A 13,825-nucleotide genomic window follows, 5' to 3' on the forward strand; every position below is an offset into this window, starting at 1 on the left:
TGTTACTTCGCCATCTGCCGCAGCACGTACTGGAGAATGCCGCCGTTCAGGTAGTAATCCGCCTCGTTCGGCGTATCGATGCGGGCCGTCGCCGTGAACGTCTTCGTGGTGCCGTCCGCCTTCTTCGCCACGACCTCGAGCTTCTTGAAGGGCGTGACCCCCTCGGCGATGCCCTTGATGTCGAAGGTCTCGCGGCCATCGAGGCCGAGGGTCTGCGCGTCCTCGCCCGCGGCGAACTCGAGCGGGAGCACGCCCATGCCGACGAGGTTCGAGCGGTGGATGCGCTCGAAGCTCTTCGCGATGACCGCGCGCACGCCGAGCAGCTTCGTGCCCTTCGCCGCCCAGTCACGCGACGAGCCCGTGCCATACTCGACGCCCGCGAGGACCACGAGCGGCACCTTCTCCTCGGCATACTTCATCGCCGCGTCGTAGATGCTGAGCTTCGTGCCCGCCGGGAGGTGGAGCGTGTTCGGGCCTTCCTCGCCGCCGAGCAGCGCGTTCTTGATGCGGATGTTGGCGAAGGTGCCTCGCATCATCACCTCGTGGTTGCCACGACGCGCGCCGTACGAGTTGAAGTCGGCCGGCTGGACGCCGTGCTCCACGAGGTACCGCGCCGCAGGGCTCGTCTTCGCGATGTTGCCCGCCGGCGAGATGTGGTCCGTCGTGACGCTGTCGCCGAGGAGCGCGAGCACGCGCGCGCCCACGATGTCCGTGACCGGCTGCGGCTGCTTGCCGAGGTTCTCGAAGAACGGCGGCTTGCGGACGTAGGTGGACTTGTCATCCCAGGAGAAGGTCTTGCCCGCGGGGACGTTGAGCTTCTGCCAGGCGACGTCGCCGACGAGGGCATTGTCGTACCGGGTCTTGAACTGCTCGCTCTTCACGGCCGAGCGGATCGTCTCGCGGACCTCGGCCGCGGTCGGCCAGATGTCGCGGAGGTAGACGGGCGTGCCGTTGCGATCCTTGCCAATCGGCTCGGAGTACGGATCCCAGTCCATGTCGCCGCGGAGCGCGTAGGCGACGACGAGGGGCGGCGACATGAGGAAGTTCATGCGCACGCTCGGGTTGATGCGGCCCTCGAAGTTGCGGTTGCCGCTGAGCACGCTCGCCGCGACGAGGTCGCCCTTCTTGATGGCATCGACGATCGTGTCGGGGAGCGCGCCGGAGTTGCCGATGCAGGTGGTGCAGCCGTAGCCGACGAGGTGGAAGCCGAGCGCCTCGAGGTACGGGAGCAAGCCGGACGCCTCGTAATAATCGGCGACGACCTGCGAGCCGGGCGCGCACGAGGTCTTCACCCACGGCTTGGCGGTAAGGCCACGCTCGACGGCCTTCTTCGCGAGGATGCCCGCCGCGAGCATGACCGCCGGGTTCGACGTGTTCGTGCACGAGGTGATCGCCGCGATGACGACCGAGCCGTGGCGGAGGTTGTACGAGGTGTCGCCCTCCTCGATGGCGACGGGCTTCAAGACCTTGTCGCGGACGAGCATGCGCGCCGCGATGGCGTCGTCCGCGGGCTTGTCGGCGCTCGGCTCGTCGCACCACTTCGCGACGGTCGCCGCGTCGATGTCGCCGAAGCTCTTCTCGATCATCGAGTGCAAGCTCTTGCGATACCCGGTGCGCGCGGCCGCGAGGCGAATGCGATCCTGCGGGCGCTTGGGGCCGGCGATCGAGGGCTCGACGGCGCCGAGGTCGAGCTCGAGCGTGTCGCTGAAGATCGGATCGGGCATGCCGTCGGTGCGGAAGATGCCCTGCTCCTTGCAGTAGGCCTCGACGAGCGCGACCTGCTCCTCGGAGCGGCCCGTGAAGCGCAGGAACGAGATCGTCTCGCCGTCGATCGGGAAGAAGCCGATCGTGGCGCCGTACTCGGGCGCCATGTTCGCGATCGTCGCGCGATCCGGGAGCGAGAGCGACGCGAGGCCCGGGCCGTAGAACTCGACGAACTTGCCGACGACCTTCTTCTTGCGAAGCATCTCGGTGACCGTGAGGACGAGGTCGGTCGCCGTGGCGCCCTCGCGCAGGCTGCCCGTGAGCTTGAAGCCGACGACCTCGGGGACGAGCATGGTGACGGGCTGGCCGAGGAGCGCGGCCTCGGCCTCGATGCCGCCCACGCCCCAGCCAACGACGCCGAGGCCGTTGATCATGGTGGTGTGCGAGTCGGTGCCGACGAGGGTGTCGGGGAAGGCGCAGCCCTCGGCGTCGGTCATGACGGCGCGGGCGAGGTACTCGAGGTTGACCTGGTGGCAGATGCCGGTGTCCGGCGGAACGACGCGGAAGTTCTCGAAGGCCTGCTGGCCCCAGCGGAGGAAGACGTACCGCTCTTCGTTGCGCTGGTACTCGAGCTCGGCGTTGCGAACGAGCGAGTCGCGGGTGCCGAAGTAGTTCACCTCGACCGAATGGTCGATGACGAGATCGGCCGGGGAGAGCGGGTTGATGCGGTTGGGATCGCCGCCCATGCCCGCGAAGGCCTCGCGCATGGCAGCGAGGTCGACGACGGCGGGAACGCCCGTGAAGTCCTGCAGGAGAACACGCGCCGGGTGGAAGGAGATCTCCTGGGAAGGCGCAGCCTTGGCATCCCAGCGGAGCACGGCCTCGACGTGCTCCTTGCGGACGACGCGACCATCCTCGTGACGAAGAAGGTTCTCGAGGAGGATGCGCAGGGAGACCGGGAGGCGCGCGAGGTCGGCGTCACTCGCGAGGGCCCGAAGGCGGTAGATCGTGTAGGACTTGCCCGAAACCGAAAGGGTGCTCTTAGCACCGAAGCTGTCTGCCATGGTCGTCACCTTGGGGGGCGGCACAGAGAGAGGCAAGGGATCCGGAGGCCGCGCGGCGGAAGGCTTCTCAGGAAAAAGGTCCGAGAGCAAGGGGGGAGCGCAGGAAGGTGCGCGTCAGGGGTTTTGCGGAGGCGGTTTGTGCCTGGGGCTGAAGGAGCGGCCCAGGCGGGCACCTGCCCGAACCTCGATCCGTTCGGGGAGGAGGCAGAAGGGGGCTAACGGCCCAGGAACCGCGTCAGGAAGCTGATGGGGTCGACGGAGACCTGAAGGCGGAGCTCGTTGTGGCCGGCGTCTGCGACGTTGCTGTAGATCCATTGATGGGCGACCTCGGCCGCGAGGCTGCCGTTGTAAAGCATGAGGACGAGGCTCGAGCGGGGGCCGACAGCGAAGCCGCCAGCGACGTCGCCAATGACGAGTTTTTCGAGGATGCCGATGGAGGTCTGGTTCGTCCCGAAGAGGGGGCCGACGCCGACGGCCACCATATGCCCAGGGCCCAGGGTGTCGTAGGAGTAGCCAGCCTCGGTCCAGACGGACGTGTAGGAGGCGACGCCTGCGCGAAAGCCGAGTCCAGCGTCGAGGGCGAAGGCGGGCTTGGCCGAGCTTCCGGGGATGAAATGAAAGCTCGCGCCGGGGGAGACGCGCAGGGTGAGCTGGTGCTTGGGCTTGCGGGAATTGGACCCGGCATCGATGTAGTTCGGTGAGCCGTACGCCGGATAGGGCTGCTGGTAGGGGTTCGGCTGCTGGTACGGGTAGGGCTGTTGATAAGGGTAGGGCTGCTGGTACGGGTAGGGCTGTTGATAAGGAGCGGGCTGCCCGTACGGGTAAGGCTGTTGATAGGGGTAGGGCTGCGGAGGCGGATAATACTGCGCTTGGGCCAGGCTCGCGTGGAGGGTCGAAAGGAGGACGGTGCCCACGGCGAGAAGCTGCGTAGAGATGCGCATCGAAGTTCCTTGGTGTGTACCCCGGCGCTTTGCAAGGGGGAGGCCATCGGGGGAGGGCCTGGGGCCCGCGGCGTTTGCCGAGGGACGTGGGCGCGCTGAGAACGGCCGTTTCCATACGGGCGTGGCCGGAATGTCAGGGGGCGGGGATACCGGACGGATGCTAACAGCCCGTGGATCTACGCGCCCCCGATCGCGACCCCAACATCTTGCATTTGATGCGGGTACATCCCGCGCCACGTGGCCCGGGAAAATCGTGCCAACCGCCTCGGCGTGCCCCGTACCAGGGCCACCATGGCTGCCCATATCACCAAAACTGCAAGGGCGGAGCCCTTCCGGGCCGCGGCCAGGGCCCGCGGGGTCCCTGCGCCGAGTATTTGACGTAGCACGAGCCCCAAATTGAGCGCGGCGATATGCGCCAGGTAGCGTTTTCTCACGTTCTCCCGGCCTCTCACTCGCACCCTCCTCATTCCGCCCGTCTCGCATGCGTGGGCGAATGTTCGTTCGATGAGCTCTCCACGTTTGCGTTGAAGAGCGCGCCCCTTCGGACGACGCACGCGGTTTCGGTTCCCGTAAAACGTTTGCTGCATATCCCAGCCCTTGTCCACCCATCTGCGGACGGACTGGATCCTCTCCGGGACGTACGTGCGATAGCCGGACACCTTCAACGATAGAAGCAGCTCGGCCTTGTGATACCCCTTGTCCGCCACGACCTCGATCACGGTGCGCTCGGGCTCCGCGTCGCTGCTGCCGCCCTCCGGAGGCGGATCGTCGTCCGAATCGCGCTCCTCGCTGCTCTTGGCCTGCTCGACATTCGTGCGCGCCTGCTCGAGGCTTTGCGCCATCGTCGCTGGGTCGGCCTCGTTCGCTGAATAGACCTCCGCGGCGACCACGACGCCCGTGCTCATGTCGACGACATGCTCGGTCTTGTAGGCCAATCGCGTGCGGCCATCCTTGAGCTTTGCGATGCGGGCATCTTCGTCGGTGGGGCTTTTCCAGTCGGTATTCGACGTCTTCTTTCCCTTGCGCTTGCGGTCGAGTCGCCGAGCATCCTCCATGGTCGGATTCTCGATGCCTTCCTCCTTCGCCAGCCGCTTGATGTAGTCCGCGTACACCTCGCCCGTCTCGCGCCGCACGATCGCCTTCATCGAGGCGTCCGCGCGGAGATACGTCGAGTCCACGCCCATGACTTTGCCATGGAGGAGCCCGGAGCGATTCACGACCCCGAGCACGAAGGCGAACATCCCCTCGAAAACCTCACTGCCGAGGCGCTTGCGCATCTTGGAAAGCGTCGAATGGTCGGGCACCGTTTCGCCGGGCAACAGCCCGAGGTATTCCCGCAGCGACAGCGAGTCCGAGCAGCGCCACTCGAGCCCACGCTCGGACTCGATCCCCTCGAAGTAGCCGACCAGCAGCATCCGGAAGTAAAGCCCAGGCGGGATCGATGGCCTCCCCGCCGTCCCGTCGGCCTCGAAATACTTCGCGCACGCCGCCTCCATGGCCCGGTCAAACCCGTTCTCGCGAAGAAGCTCGTTCAGCTTCTCGTAGAACCGGTGCCCCGGCGACCGCGGCAGCGAAGGCGCCGCCACCCAGAGCGACGCCTGCTTCTCACGTGTTCGCCCCATCGACATGACGCGGACAAACTACCATCGACGCCAGTTCCTGTCGAGCCTCCTTCGGGATAAGTCCACAGGCTGCTAAGGGGCGCAGTAGCCGAATCCAGGGCCGAAAAGGCGCTCTTCTTTGCAATGGCGGCCCGTGGGGCAATCGACGTCGTCGTGTTCGAGGCGACAGATCGGGACGCGATCGCTGCTGCTGCACGCGTCCGAGCACTCGACAGCCGTGTACTTGAAGGCGACCTCGTCCCACAGGCCGCAACAGACGCCGCCGAGGTGCGCGCAGTCGTCGGGACCATCGCACGGGATCGCGAGGGAGATGCAGGCGTCCGCGGCCGTGCACGCAGTGGTGGGGGCGCTGCCCTGCTCGACGCAGCAGACCTCGGAGGAGCCGCAGGTGTCGTCGCCGCAGCGGACCCCATGGCCTTGCGCCGAGCCGCCGCCGCCCGCGTGGCCCGTGGGCGGCTGGTAGTCGCCGAGCCAGCACGCGCTCGCCGCAGAGATGAGGCCCACCACCATCGATGACAGAAGGATCCTCGTGCGCACCATGCCACGCCAGGATGGCACGGCACGGCGTGATCGCGGAAGATCGCAAGGGCTCGCCCCGCACGCTTTCGTGCGGAGCTTACCCTTCGCCTCGGGCGCGCGTGAGCCCGTCGAGCAAGCGCCCGTGCGCGAGGTCCGATGCGGCGCGTACGTCGGACACGCCGAACGGAGCGAATGCGCCGGACATGGCGAGCACCGCGAGGCCCTGGTGCATTGCAAAGACGGGGATCACGTAGGAGAGCGCCTCGCCTTCGCCGAAATACCCCGCCGCCTGGGCCTCCGCGATGTAGCGATAGAGGAGGCCGAGGCTGCGCTCGCGGCCGTTCACGAACGCAGGGTCGTTCGGATCGGCGTCGGCGGAGAACATCGCCTGGAAATACCCGGGGTGCTCCATCGCGAAGCGCACGTACGCATGCGCGGCCGCGAGGAAACGCGCGCGGAGGTCCGGGCCCGCCGCCGTGAGCGCCGCGTCGACCGCGTCCGCGAGGCGATGCGCCCCCTCGGCCGCGAGCGCCGTGAGCAGCGCCCGCTTGTCCGCAAAATGCCGGTACGGCGCCGCATGCGAAACGCCGACCCGACGCGCGAGCTCGCGAAGCGTGAACCCCATCGGCCCATGCTCCTCGATGAGCGCGAGCGCGGCCTCCCGAAGCGCGCGAGGCAGATCCCCATGGTGGTACGGGCGAGGCGGCGGACGTCGAGGCACCTCGGGAGCCTACCACGTCCGCGGCGCATGTTGACGATCGCAACATTCCATGTTGACGGTGGAAACTTCAGGATGTTGCCGCTGTCTACATGGGCACGACCGGAGAGGAACCCCGGTCCCCGGAGGGAACCGTCATGATCAAAGGAACCGAGAACGTCCTCGAAGCCCGCCTGCTCGCGTCCGTCGCCCGCGTGCGCCCGATCGCGGAGGCCCACGCGGACGCGTCGAACGAGGGCGCGACGCTGCACCCGGCCGTGGTGGACGTGATGAAGGCGGAGGGGCTGTTCGCGCTGGCGGCGCCGAAAGAGGTCGGCGGGCTCGGCGCGGACGGGCGGACGCAGTTCGTGGTGTACGAGGCGATGGCGCACGCGGACCCGTCCGCAGGCTGGGCCCTGATGATCGGGGCGATCATGAACGGAATGATGGGCGCGTACCTACCGGAAGCGGCGACGCGGGAGATCTTCGCCGGTGGAATGCCGACGTCGGCCGGGCTGCAGGTGCCGATGGGGAAGGCGCAGCGGGTGCGCGGCGGGTTCGAGGTGACGGGGCGCTGGGGTTTCGGGAGCGGGATCCGGCACGCGAGCTGGGTGTACACGGCCGCGATGATCGAGGCGCCGGGGCAGGCCGGGCCGCCGTCGTTCGTGCAGGTCGCGGTGCCCGTGTCGCGCGTGACGATCGAGGACACGTGGAACACGGCGTTCCTGCGCGGGAGCGGGAGCAACCATTACCGCATGGAGGCGGTGTTCGTGGACGAGTCGTTCACGTGTTCGTATCCCGGCGCGGCGCGGAAGCGCGGGCAGGCCTATTTCGAGCTGCCGTTCATCGCGCTCACGGCGCCCGGGCACATCGGCTTCGCGCTCGGCGTGGCAAGGCGCGCGCTCGAAGAGATCGCGATCGTCGCGCCGCGCCGGATCAAGGCCTGGAACAGCGAGACGCTGGCGGCACAATCGAGCTTCCGGGTGGAGCTCGGCCGAAAGCGCGCGGCCCTCGACGCGGCGCGGGCGCTCGCGCGCGAGGTGATGGAGCTGTCGATGCAAAAAGCCGAGGCGGGGGCGCCGCTTTCCCCCGAGGATTGGGCCGCGGTGCGGGCCGCGACGACGTATACGACGGAGGTCGCGGCGGACGTCACGTCGTTCGCGTTTCGGGCGGGCGGGTCGAGCGCGATTTATGCGGGTACGGTGCTGGAGCGGTGCTTCCGGGACATTCACGCGGCCGCGCAGCACATCGCCGCGACGGACGATTCGTACGAGTACGCGGCCCGCGTGGCCATGGGCGAAGCGCCGTTCAATCTGCTGCTCTTGCCGCGGGATTCGGCCTAGAAACCAGCGCCGAAGCTGATGTACCCGAACGGCAGGACGCCGACGGCGCCCGGATCCGGATCGTCGCCGAAGACGTTGAACCCCGGGCCCACGAGCGCCATCGCGCCGACGCGGAACTGAAAACCAGCGCCGTCCACCGGGTGCAAGCGATACCCGACCATGAGATTGCCATACGCGCCGATGCCCGAGCCCGACGCGCTCGAACCGAAGCTGTTCGACGCCTGCGCCGTCGCATACGTGACTGAGACCCCACCGCCGAGCTCGAGCGCGTGCTTGCCGCTGCGAACGCCGAGGTAGCTCGCCGTGATGGGGAAGGTCAAAAGGCTCGCGCTCGCGCTCGCCGAAGAGGACCCCGACGAGACCGTCGCCCCGATCGAGATGTAGCTGAACCCGACGCGCACGCCGAGGTCGTCGATGACGCGGCGCTCATAATTGATCGAGTACCAGAGCCCAGCCCCGAGGCCCTCGGCATAGACCGAGTTCGGCGCGGGTTTGTCCTTCGTATCTTCTTCCTTGGGCTCGGCCTTCGCCGGCGCAGCCTGCGCAGGCGCGGCAGGGGCCGCCTCGGGTGCAGCAGCCGGCTGCCCCTCGGGCGCGGGCGGCGCCGCCGGGTCGCCCTGCGCGAATGCAGCGCTCGGGGCGAGGAGGAGAAGAGCGCTTGCCGCAATGCAATAAGAAATCCTGGCCATGGGACCTCCCTGAAGAACAAGGGTGAATCCCCCAAAAACATGAAATGAAGCGCTCCTGTCAAGCGAAAACGGCCGTCTTGGACACGCGATCGGCCGAATGCGTTCCGTTGCTTTTATTCAATCAAAGATCTGCGAAAAGTTCTGCGCGCCCTTGGCGCGGCATGTCATAGGTGCGGGTTCACAATGCAATCGTGGGTGACGGGTCCCCCCGAACCCGTCACCCACGATTGGCCTCGACGCTCGCGGCCGGCGGGCCCCCCCGAACCCGCCACCCGCGAGGGCCGCGAAACTCAGCCCCGCGCCCGCTGCTTGCGCGGCGCCGGCGCCGCCTGGCCCCGCGTGTTCCCGCCGCGCGCCATCCCCTTCTGCGCCCCACGCGCGCCCCCGCTCTGCGCGCCCCTCTGCGCGCCCCTCTGCGCGCCCCTCTGCGCCGCAGGCGCGCCCGCACTGCCGCGCTGCGACTGCGACTGCGTCCGCGACGCCCCCTGCCCCCGCGCCGCCGGCGCCTTCTGCGACGCCGCGCTCTTGCGCGCTTGCGTCCGCGCCGCCCCGCCCGCCACGGCGCCCGCGTTCCGCTTCTGCGCGGCCGCCGCGCCCCGCTTCGCCGGCGCCGCCTTCGCCGCGCCCCGCTGCGCCGCACCCCGCTGCGCCGCGCCACGCTTCGCCGCGCCCGCCGCCCGCTTCGGCATCGCCTGGCGCTTCGCCGGCGCGCGCTTGCGCGGCGCCGAAGCCTTCTTTGCCCCGGGCGCCTGCGCGGCCACCTGCCGCGCCGCGATCCCCAGGCTGCGCTCCAGAATCGGGCGGTGCCCCTCCGCGACGCGCTCCGAGAACCGCACCGAGAGCCGCTCCCCGAGGTGCTCGAGCTGCTCACGCTCCATTTCCCCCTCTGCCTGGGGCAGGAGCTCGCTCTCCTCCTCCTCGACGTGGTTCATCACGATGTCTTTGAGCGCGCCGAGCTTGGCCGAGAACGTCTCGTCGCCCACGCTGACCGACATCAGCCGATAGAGCGCGAAATCCGCCACCGCGTGCTCCTCGAAGGCCTCGCGGATGCGACCGCTCGGGCCGAGCGCCTCCATCGCCGCCGGATAGAAGATCTCCTCCTCGATCGCCGTGTGCGCCGCGAGCGCGTTGGCGAGCTCCTCGCGGAGCGAGGCACGCTCGTCCTCGTCCTCGGCGCCCTCGATCTCGCGGAACAACTCTTCGACTTCGCGGTGATGCTGCTTGAGTAGGTCGGTCGCCTTCATGTCGAGCTCCTCAATCCGTTCCTTCTCGGCGTGCCGCGCCTCGCCGAGGCGCCGCCCTTCGTGCTCGCGGCTCCTTGCGCGTGGCATGCCAAGGCCCCGGAGGGCTGCAAGAAAAGCGAGGGACGGACGGCGAACATCCCCCGAGCGCGCCCCGACGGAAGGCCGCGACCCGAGCGAAAGCACGAGCAAAACGAGGCAACGAGCCGAGCCTGCGCCGCGCGCGGGGCACACGCCGCGGAGGCTCGTGCCCCGCTCGTGCCGCGCGCTGGCAGGCTCGAAACGACGAGCCGCGACCGCGCGCGGCCGGCGCAGTCGATCGTGGCGGGTGGCACGGAGGTGCGCACCCGGGGCGATCGCGCGGGACGCGCGCGGGCAACAAAGGAGCAGGCGGCTAGGGCGCGGCCGGCGCCTCGCCCTCCACGAACACGAACGACGGGGGGTGGGTCGAGACCATGCGGTTCACCACGCCGTTGTAGTCTTGCGCGCCCGGTCCGATCACGAACGGATCGACGCCGGCGTCGATCGCCGCGCCAAAATCCACGGCGGAAAACCAGGATGCGACGTCGAACTGGACCTCGATCCGCGAGGTCGCCTCGGTGACCGTACCCTCGACCTTCGTGGTTGGCACGGCGCGCTGGCCCTGAAAGAGCGGCGTCACGTCGATGTCCGCCTCGAACCGGACGGACGTGCCGGCGCGGCTCGCCACGCCCCGCACGCGCGCCGAATGCCCGCCCGGCGCCTCGGGCGAAGCCGTGGCCTCTTGCTCCGGCAAGAACCAGTGAATCCCGTAATCGTACGAGGCGCTGCGCACGTCCCCCGCGAACCCCGCGTACGTGCCGAGCGGCGTCTCCCCTTCCGCGAGGGCATCAATTGCCGTGATGCGCCGGATCTCCCCGACCGCCGCGTCGCAAAGCGTGGCCGAGCCCGAGGCGCTGGCGCAAAAATAGGCCGGCCCAAAGGCCACGCGCGCCTCGTCCAGCGTGACGGTCACGTCGTCTACGACGAATTCCTTCGTCGCGGGCGAGGTAAAGAGCGCCGGGAACGAAACGTCGGGCTGGCCGGTGCTGCTGCCGCAGCCGGCGAGGACGAGGACAAACGGGAACAACGAGCGCAGAAGACATCGCATGGCGGATCGAAGGCTCAAAGGTAAAAGGTCAAATTGCCGAGGATCGTGAGCGGCGACCCGGCGGAAATGTGGCGCGCGGGCAGATGCGAGGGGATGTCGCTCGTCCGCCAATCGGAGACGAAGACGTACTCGGTGTCCGCATAACGCACGTTGAAGAGGTTCGTGGCGTCGACGCCGATCTCCACGAAATCGCGGCGCAAGCCGAGCGAAGCGTCGACGACGAAGACGGTGCGGGCCTCCTGGGCATACGGCAGCGGGCGCGGCGACAAGAACGTGGCGCCGTACCCGGCGCGGGCGACGAGGGGTTTGCCGCGGAGCGTGCCCAGGGCGCGGCGATAGGAGACGTCGGTCCGCACGACGACGGGCGGAACGTAGGGGAGCGATTGGCCCTCGACATAGGGCGGCGTGGGGTTTTCCGGGGTCGGCGGCGGCGGGGAATCGAGGGTGGCCCGGACGAACGTGGCGCTGATCGAGGCATTAAAGCCGGTCAGCGGATTGGCCTGGAGGTAGGCGACGAGGCCGCGGCGGGTGGTCGGGCCGATCCGCTCCAGCCGGCCTTCCTCCGCGTCGAAGGCGAGGTCGTAGGAGAGGCGGGTCTCGTACGCGACGAGGGTGGCCGAAATGCGGGCGGGTTCGTATTGATACCGCGCGCCGGCCTCGTAGCTATGCACCGTGGCGAAGGGCGCCTGCTCGCCCTCTTCGAGCTGCCGGGCCTGCGGCGAGCGATACCCGCGGCCATAAGCAGCGAAGAGGCGCAACGAGGGCAAGGGATCGACTTCGAGCGTGGCGCGCGGGCCCCAGGCGATGCCGGCGGCGGTGCGACGATACCCGATGAAATGGGTTTCTTCGCGGAAGGCGGGGACCTGGTTGCCGAGGCGGTCGTCGATGTCGAAGGAGATGAGGTCGGCGCGGAGGCCGCCGCGCAAGCGCGCCCAGCGGGAAAACGTGAACAGGGCGTCGGCGAAGGCGCCAATGCGGAGCGAGCGGACGGTGGTGTCGACGCGGCGATCCCAGGTCTCGTTTTGCGGGGCTTCGAGGAGGTTCTGCGCCTGGTCGATGGAATGGGCCTCGGCGTCCGCGCCGAGCGTGAGCTGGGCCTTGAGCCAGGAAGCCGCCTCGTACCGGCGGGTGCGATACGAGGCGCGGGCGCCGAAGCCGCCGTCGTCGTTCGATTGCTCGATGAGGTCGCCGCGGCCGGCCCAGGTGGGCCGGAGGCGCGAGCGCTGGGTGTAGCCGGTGAAATTGAGGCGACTGCGGTAGGTGGCATACGCGCCCCACAGGCCAAAGGAGGCCTCGGAGCCGTCGTCGCCGGTACGCTGGAGGGAAAAGCTCGCCTGCGTGCGCGTGGCGGCGGCGGATTGCGAGCGGGCGGAGGTGTCGGGGTAGGCGCCGTAGAAATCGACGACCCGGCGGTCGATGTCGTCCCGGCGGAGGACACCCGCGACGGTGGAGCGAGCCCCATACGAGGAGAGGTGGACGAGGGCGGAGAGGTCGCCCGGCAGCTCGAAACGGTATTGCCCCGTAAAACCGCCCGTGATGCTGCCGCGCACGCCATCACCAAAACCGTCCGTCGTACGCACGACGGCCGCGCCAAACGTCTCCTCGGATTGGCCGGCGGGCGCGAAGATGGCGACGAGGCGCTTCGTGTCGAAGGAGCCGTACGACGCGGTGGCCCGGACGCCGCGCTCCTCGACGCCGAGGTCGAAATCGACGCTGCCCGCGACGGCGAAATCCCCCTGGTGTGGATCGTAGACGCCCTCGAGGACGCGCAAGCTGCGCACGGTCTCGGGGATCAGAACGTTGAGGTCGGCATACCCCTGCCCGTGAATGTGGGAGGGCTGATTGAGGGGAATCGTGCCGCCGACGGTGAACTGGATGTCCTGGCCATGATCGGCGTCGAAGCCGCGGAGAGACACGCGCTGGGCGACGGCGTCGCCTTCGGGGCGCATGACGTGAAAGCCGGGCGCGGACTTGATGAGGTCGGCGGTGGTCGGCCGCGGGGCGCTGTCGAGGACGGCGCGGCCGAGGCGAAAGTCGGAGGCGCCGCGGCGCGGAGGGTTCGGCCGGCCCTGCACGTGAATCTCGATGGGCTTGCCCGGCTCGGCGACGGCGTGCGGCAAAGCGAGGCCCGAGTCGAGCTCGGCAGGTTGCTCGCCGTGCGAATGCGTGTGCTTGTCCGGGGGCGGCTTGTCCGCGGGCGGTTTGCCCGGGGGCGCGGGCGGGCCGGGCGAAGGGGCCGGGCCCGCGTCCGTGGGCGGAGTGTCGGTCGGCGCGCCGGGCGGGACGGGGACGGGCGGATGCGGCTCGGGCGCGAAATGGAAGGGGACACGAATGCGGGCGCGGATGGGGACGCCGTCGCGTGTGGCGGGGCTGAACCGCCAGCGACGAACGGCGGCGAGGGCCGCGGCGTCGAAGGCTTCCCCGCCGGAGACGGCGATCTGTGCGTCGCCGACGGTGCCGTTGCGCTCGACGGTCACGAGGACCTCGACGGTGGTGTCGACGCCCTGCGCGAGCTTGTCCGGGGGATAGACGGCGTCGACGTGCTCGACGACCGTCGGAAGGGTGACGTTGGCCTGGCCGGCCGGCGCCTTGGGGGCTTGCGGCTGGGCAAACGCGGGCCGCGCGGCGAGGAGGCCCGCAGCTAGGGCGATGGCGTGTGACCATCGAGACAAAACGAACCTCAACCGATCCTCCGTCGGGCCCCTTCAGAACGGTGCTTTACACGCGGAGGGCGGGGAGCGGAAGCGGGAAGCGGGGTGGTGCGGCGTGAAATGTCATGGGGGGACAGCGATGAGACACGCCAGGTCCAGATTCGGAACACTCACCTGTGTGCCACAAGTTCGGCAAGGTTGGTCACGTTTGATCAGCTCATCTTT

10 protein-coding genes are annotated in these 13,825 nt (G+C 68.9%); 1 reads left to right on the forward strand and 9 read right to left on the reverse strand.

All coding sequences use genetic code 11. From position 1 onward, the window contains the following. Positions 1-2: 2 nt before the first annotated feature. The 5 genes from acnA to POL67_RS50965 all read right to left on the reverse strand — a co-directional run bounded on the left by acnA (position 3) and on the right by POL67_RS50965 (position 6,571). Entirely contained in the window at positions 3-2,768 is a 2,766-nt protein-coding gene (gene acnA, locus POL67_RS50945; protein ID WP_271929968.1) for an aconitate hydratase AcnA, read from the reverse strand. A 215-nt stretch (positions 2,769-2,983) separates the two neighbouring features. Continuing rightward, the gene (locus tag POL67_RS50950) at positions 2,984-3,709 is read right to left on the reverse strand and encodes a hypothetical protein (RefSeq protein ID WP_271929971.1); all 726 of its coding nucleotides are present in this window, start codon (positions 3,707-3,709) and stop codon (positions 2,984-2,986) included. A gap of 176 nt (positions 3,710-3,885) precedes the next feature. After that, on the reverse strand, positions 3,886-5,331 hold the full coding sequence (locus POL67_RS50955) for a transposase (RefSeq protein ID WP_271915888.1): 1,446 nt from the start codon (positions 5,329-5,331) through the stop codon (positions 3,886-3,888). A 72-nt stretch (positions 5,332-5,403) separates the two neighbouring features. Continuing rightward, the gene (locus tag POL67_RS50960; protein WP_271929974.1) at positions 5,404-5,841 is read right to left on the reverse strand and encodes a hypothetical protein; all 438 of its coding nucleotides are present in this window, start codon (positions 5,839-5,841) and stop codon (positions 5,404-5,406) included. Positions 5,842-5,947: 106 nt separating this feature from the next. Further along, a complete protein-coding gene (locus POL67_RS50965; protein WP_271929976.1) occupies positions 5,948-6,571 on the reverse strand; it encodes a TetR/AcrR family transcriptional regulator in 624 nt (207 codons plus the stop codon). Between the two features lie 134 nt (positions 6,572-6,705). Between POL67_RS50965 and POL67_RS50970 the strand changes: the two genes are divergently transcribed. Next, a complete protein-coding gene (locus POL67_RS50970; RefSeq protein WP_271929978.1) occupies positions 6,706-7,890 on the forward strand; it encodes an acyl-CoA dehydrogenase family protein in 1,185 nt (394 codons plus the stop codon). Here the strand turns inward: POL67_RS50970 and POL67_RS50975 are convergent. From POL67_RS50975 to POL67_RS50990, 4 genes are all read right to left on the reverse strand, one after another. Further along, positions 7,887-8,579, reverse strand: coding sequence for a hypothetical protein (locus tag POL67_RS50975; protein WP_271929980.1), 693 nt, complete (start codon positions 8,577-8,579; stop codon positions 7,887-7,889). The genes POL67_RS50970 and POL67_RS50975 overlap by 4 nt on opposite strands. Before the next feature lie 290 nt (positions 8,580-8,869). After that, on the reverse strand, positions 8,870-9,823 hold the full coding sequence (locus POL67_RS50980) for a hemerythrin domain-containing protein (RefSeq protein WP_271929982.1): 954 nt from the start codon (positions 9,821-9,823) through the stop codon (positions 8,870-8,872). A 391-nt stretch (positions 9,824-10,214) separates the two neighbouring features. After that, positions 10,215-10,949 (reverse strand): hypothetical protein, encoded by a 735-nt coding sequence (locus POL67_RS50985; protein WP_271929984.1) that lies wholly within the window; start codon positions 10,947-10,949, stop codon positions 10,215-10,217. A gap of 14 nt (positions 10,950-10,963) precedes the next feature. Next, entirely contained in the window at positions 10,964-13,621 is a 2,658-nt protein-coding gene (locus POL67_RS50990; protein ID WP_271929986.1) for a TonB-dependent receptor domain-containing protein, read from the reverse strand. Positions 13,622-13,825: the final 204 nt, after the last annotated feature.

The sequence above is a fragment of the Polyangium mundeleinium genome, assembly GCF_028369105.1.
GTDB classification, from domain to species: Bacteria; Myxococcota_A; Polyangia; order Polyangiales; family Polyangiaceae; genus Polyangium; species Polyangium mundeleinium.

What these genes read in the sequence shown, in the direction of transcription:
- POL67_RS50960 (WP_271929974.1), bottom strand. Translation starts at nt 5,841, where the DNA reads ATGGTGGTGGGCCTCATCTCTGCGGCGAGCGCGTGCTGGCTCGGCGAC.
- POL67_RS50955 (WP_271915888.1), bottom strand. Translation starts at nt 5,331, where the DNA reads ATGGGGCGAACACGTGAGAAGCAGGCGTCGCTCTGGGTGGCGGCGCCT.
- POL67_RS50950 (WP_271929971.1), bottom strand. Translation starts at nt 3,709, where the DNA reads ATGCGCATCTCTACGCAGCTTCTCGCCGTGGGCACCGTCCTCCTTTCG.
- POL67_RS50985 (WP_271929984.1), bottom strand. Translation starts at nt 10,949, where the DNA reads ATGCGATGTCTTCTGCGCTCGTTGTTCCCGTTTGTCCTCGTCCTCGCC.
- acnA (WP_271929968.1), bottom strand. Translation starts at nt 2,768, where the DNA reads ATGGCAGACAGCTTCGGTGCTAAGAGCACCCTTTCGGTTTCGGGCAAG.
- POL67_RS50970 (WP_271929978.1), top strand. Translation starts at nt 6,706, where the DNA reads ATGATCAAAGGAACCGAGAACGTCCTCGAAGCCCGCCTGCTCGCGTCC.
- POL67_RS50975 (WP_271929980.1), bottom strand. Translation starts at nt 8,579, where the DNA reads ATGGCCAGGATTTCTTATTGCATTGCGGCAAGCGCTCTTCTCCTCCTC.
- POL67_RS50980 (WP_271929982.1), bottom strand. Translation starts at nt 9,823, where the DNA reads ATGAAGGCGACCGACCTACTCAAGCAGCATCACCGCGAAGTCGAAGAG.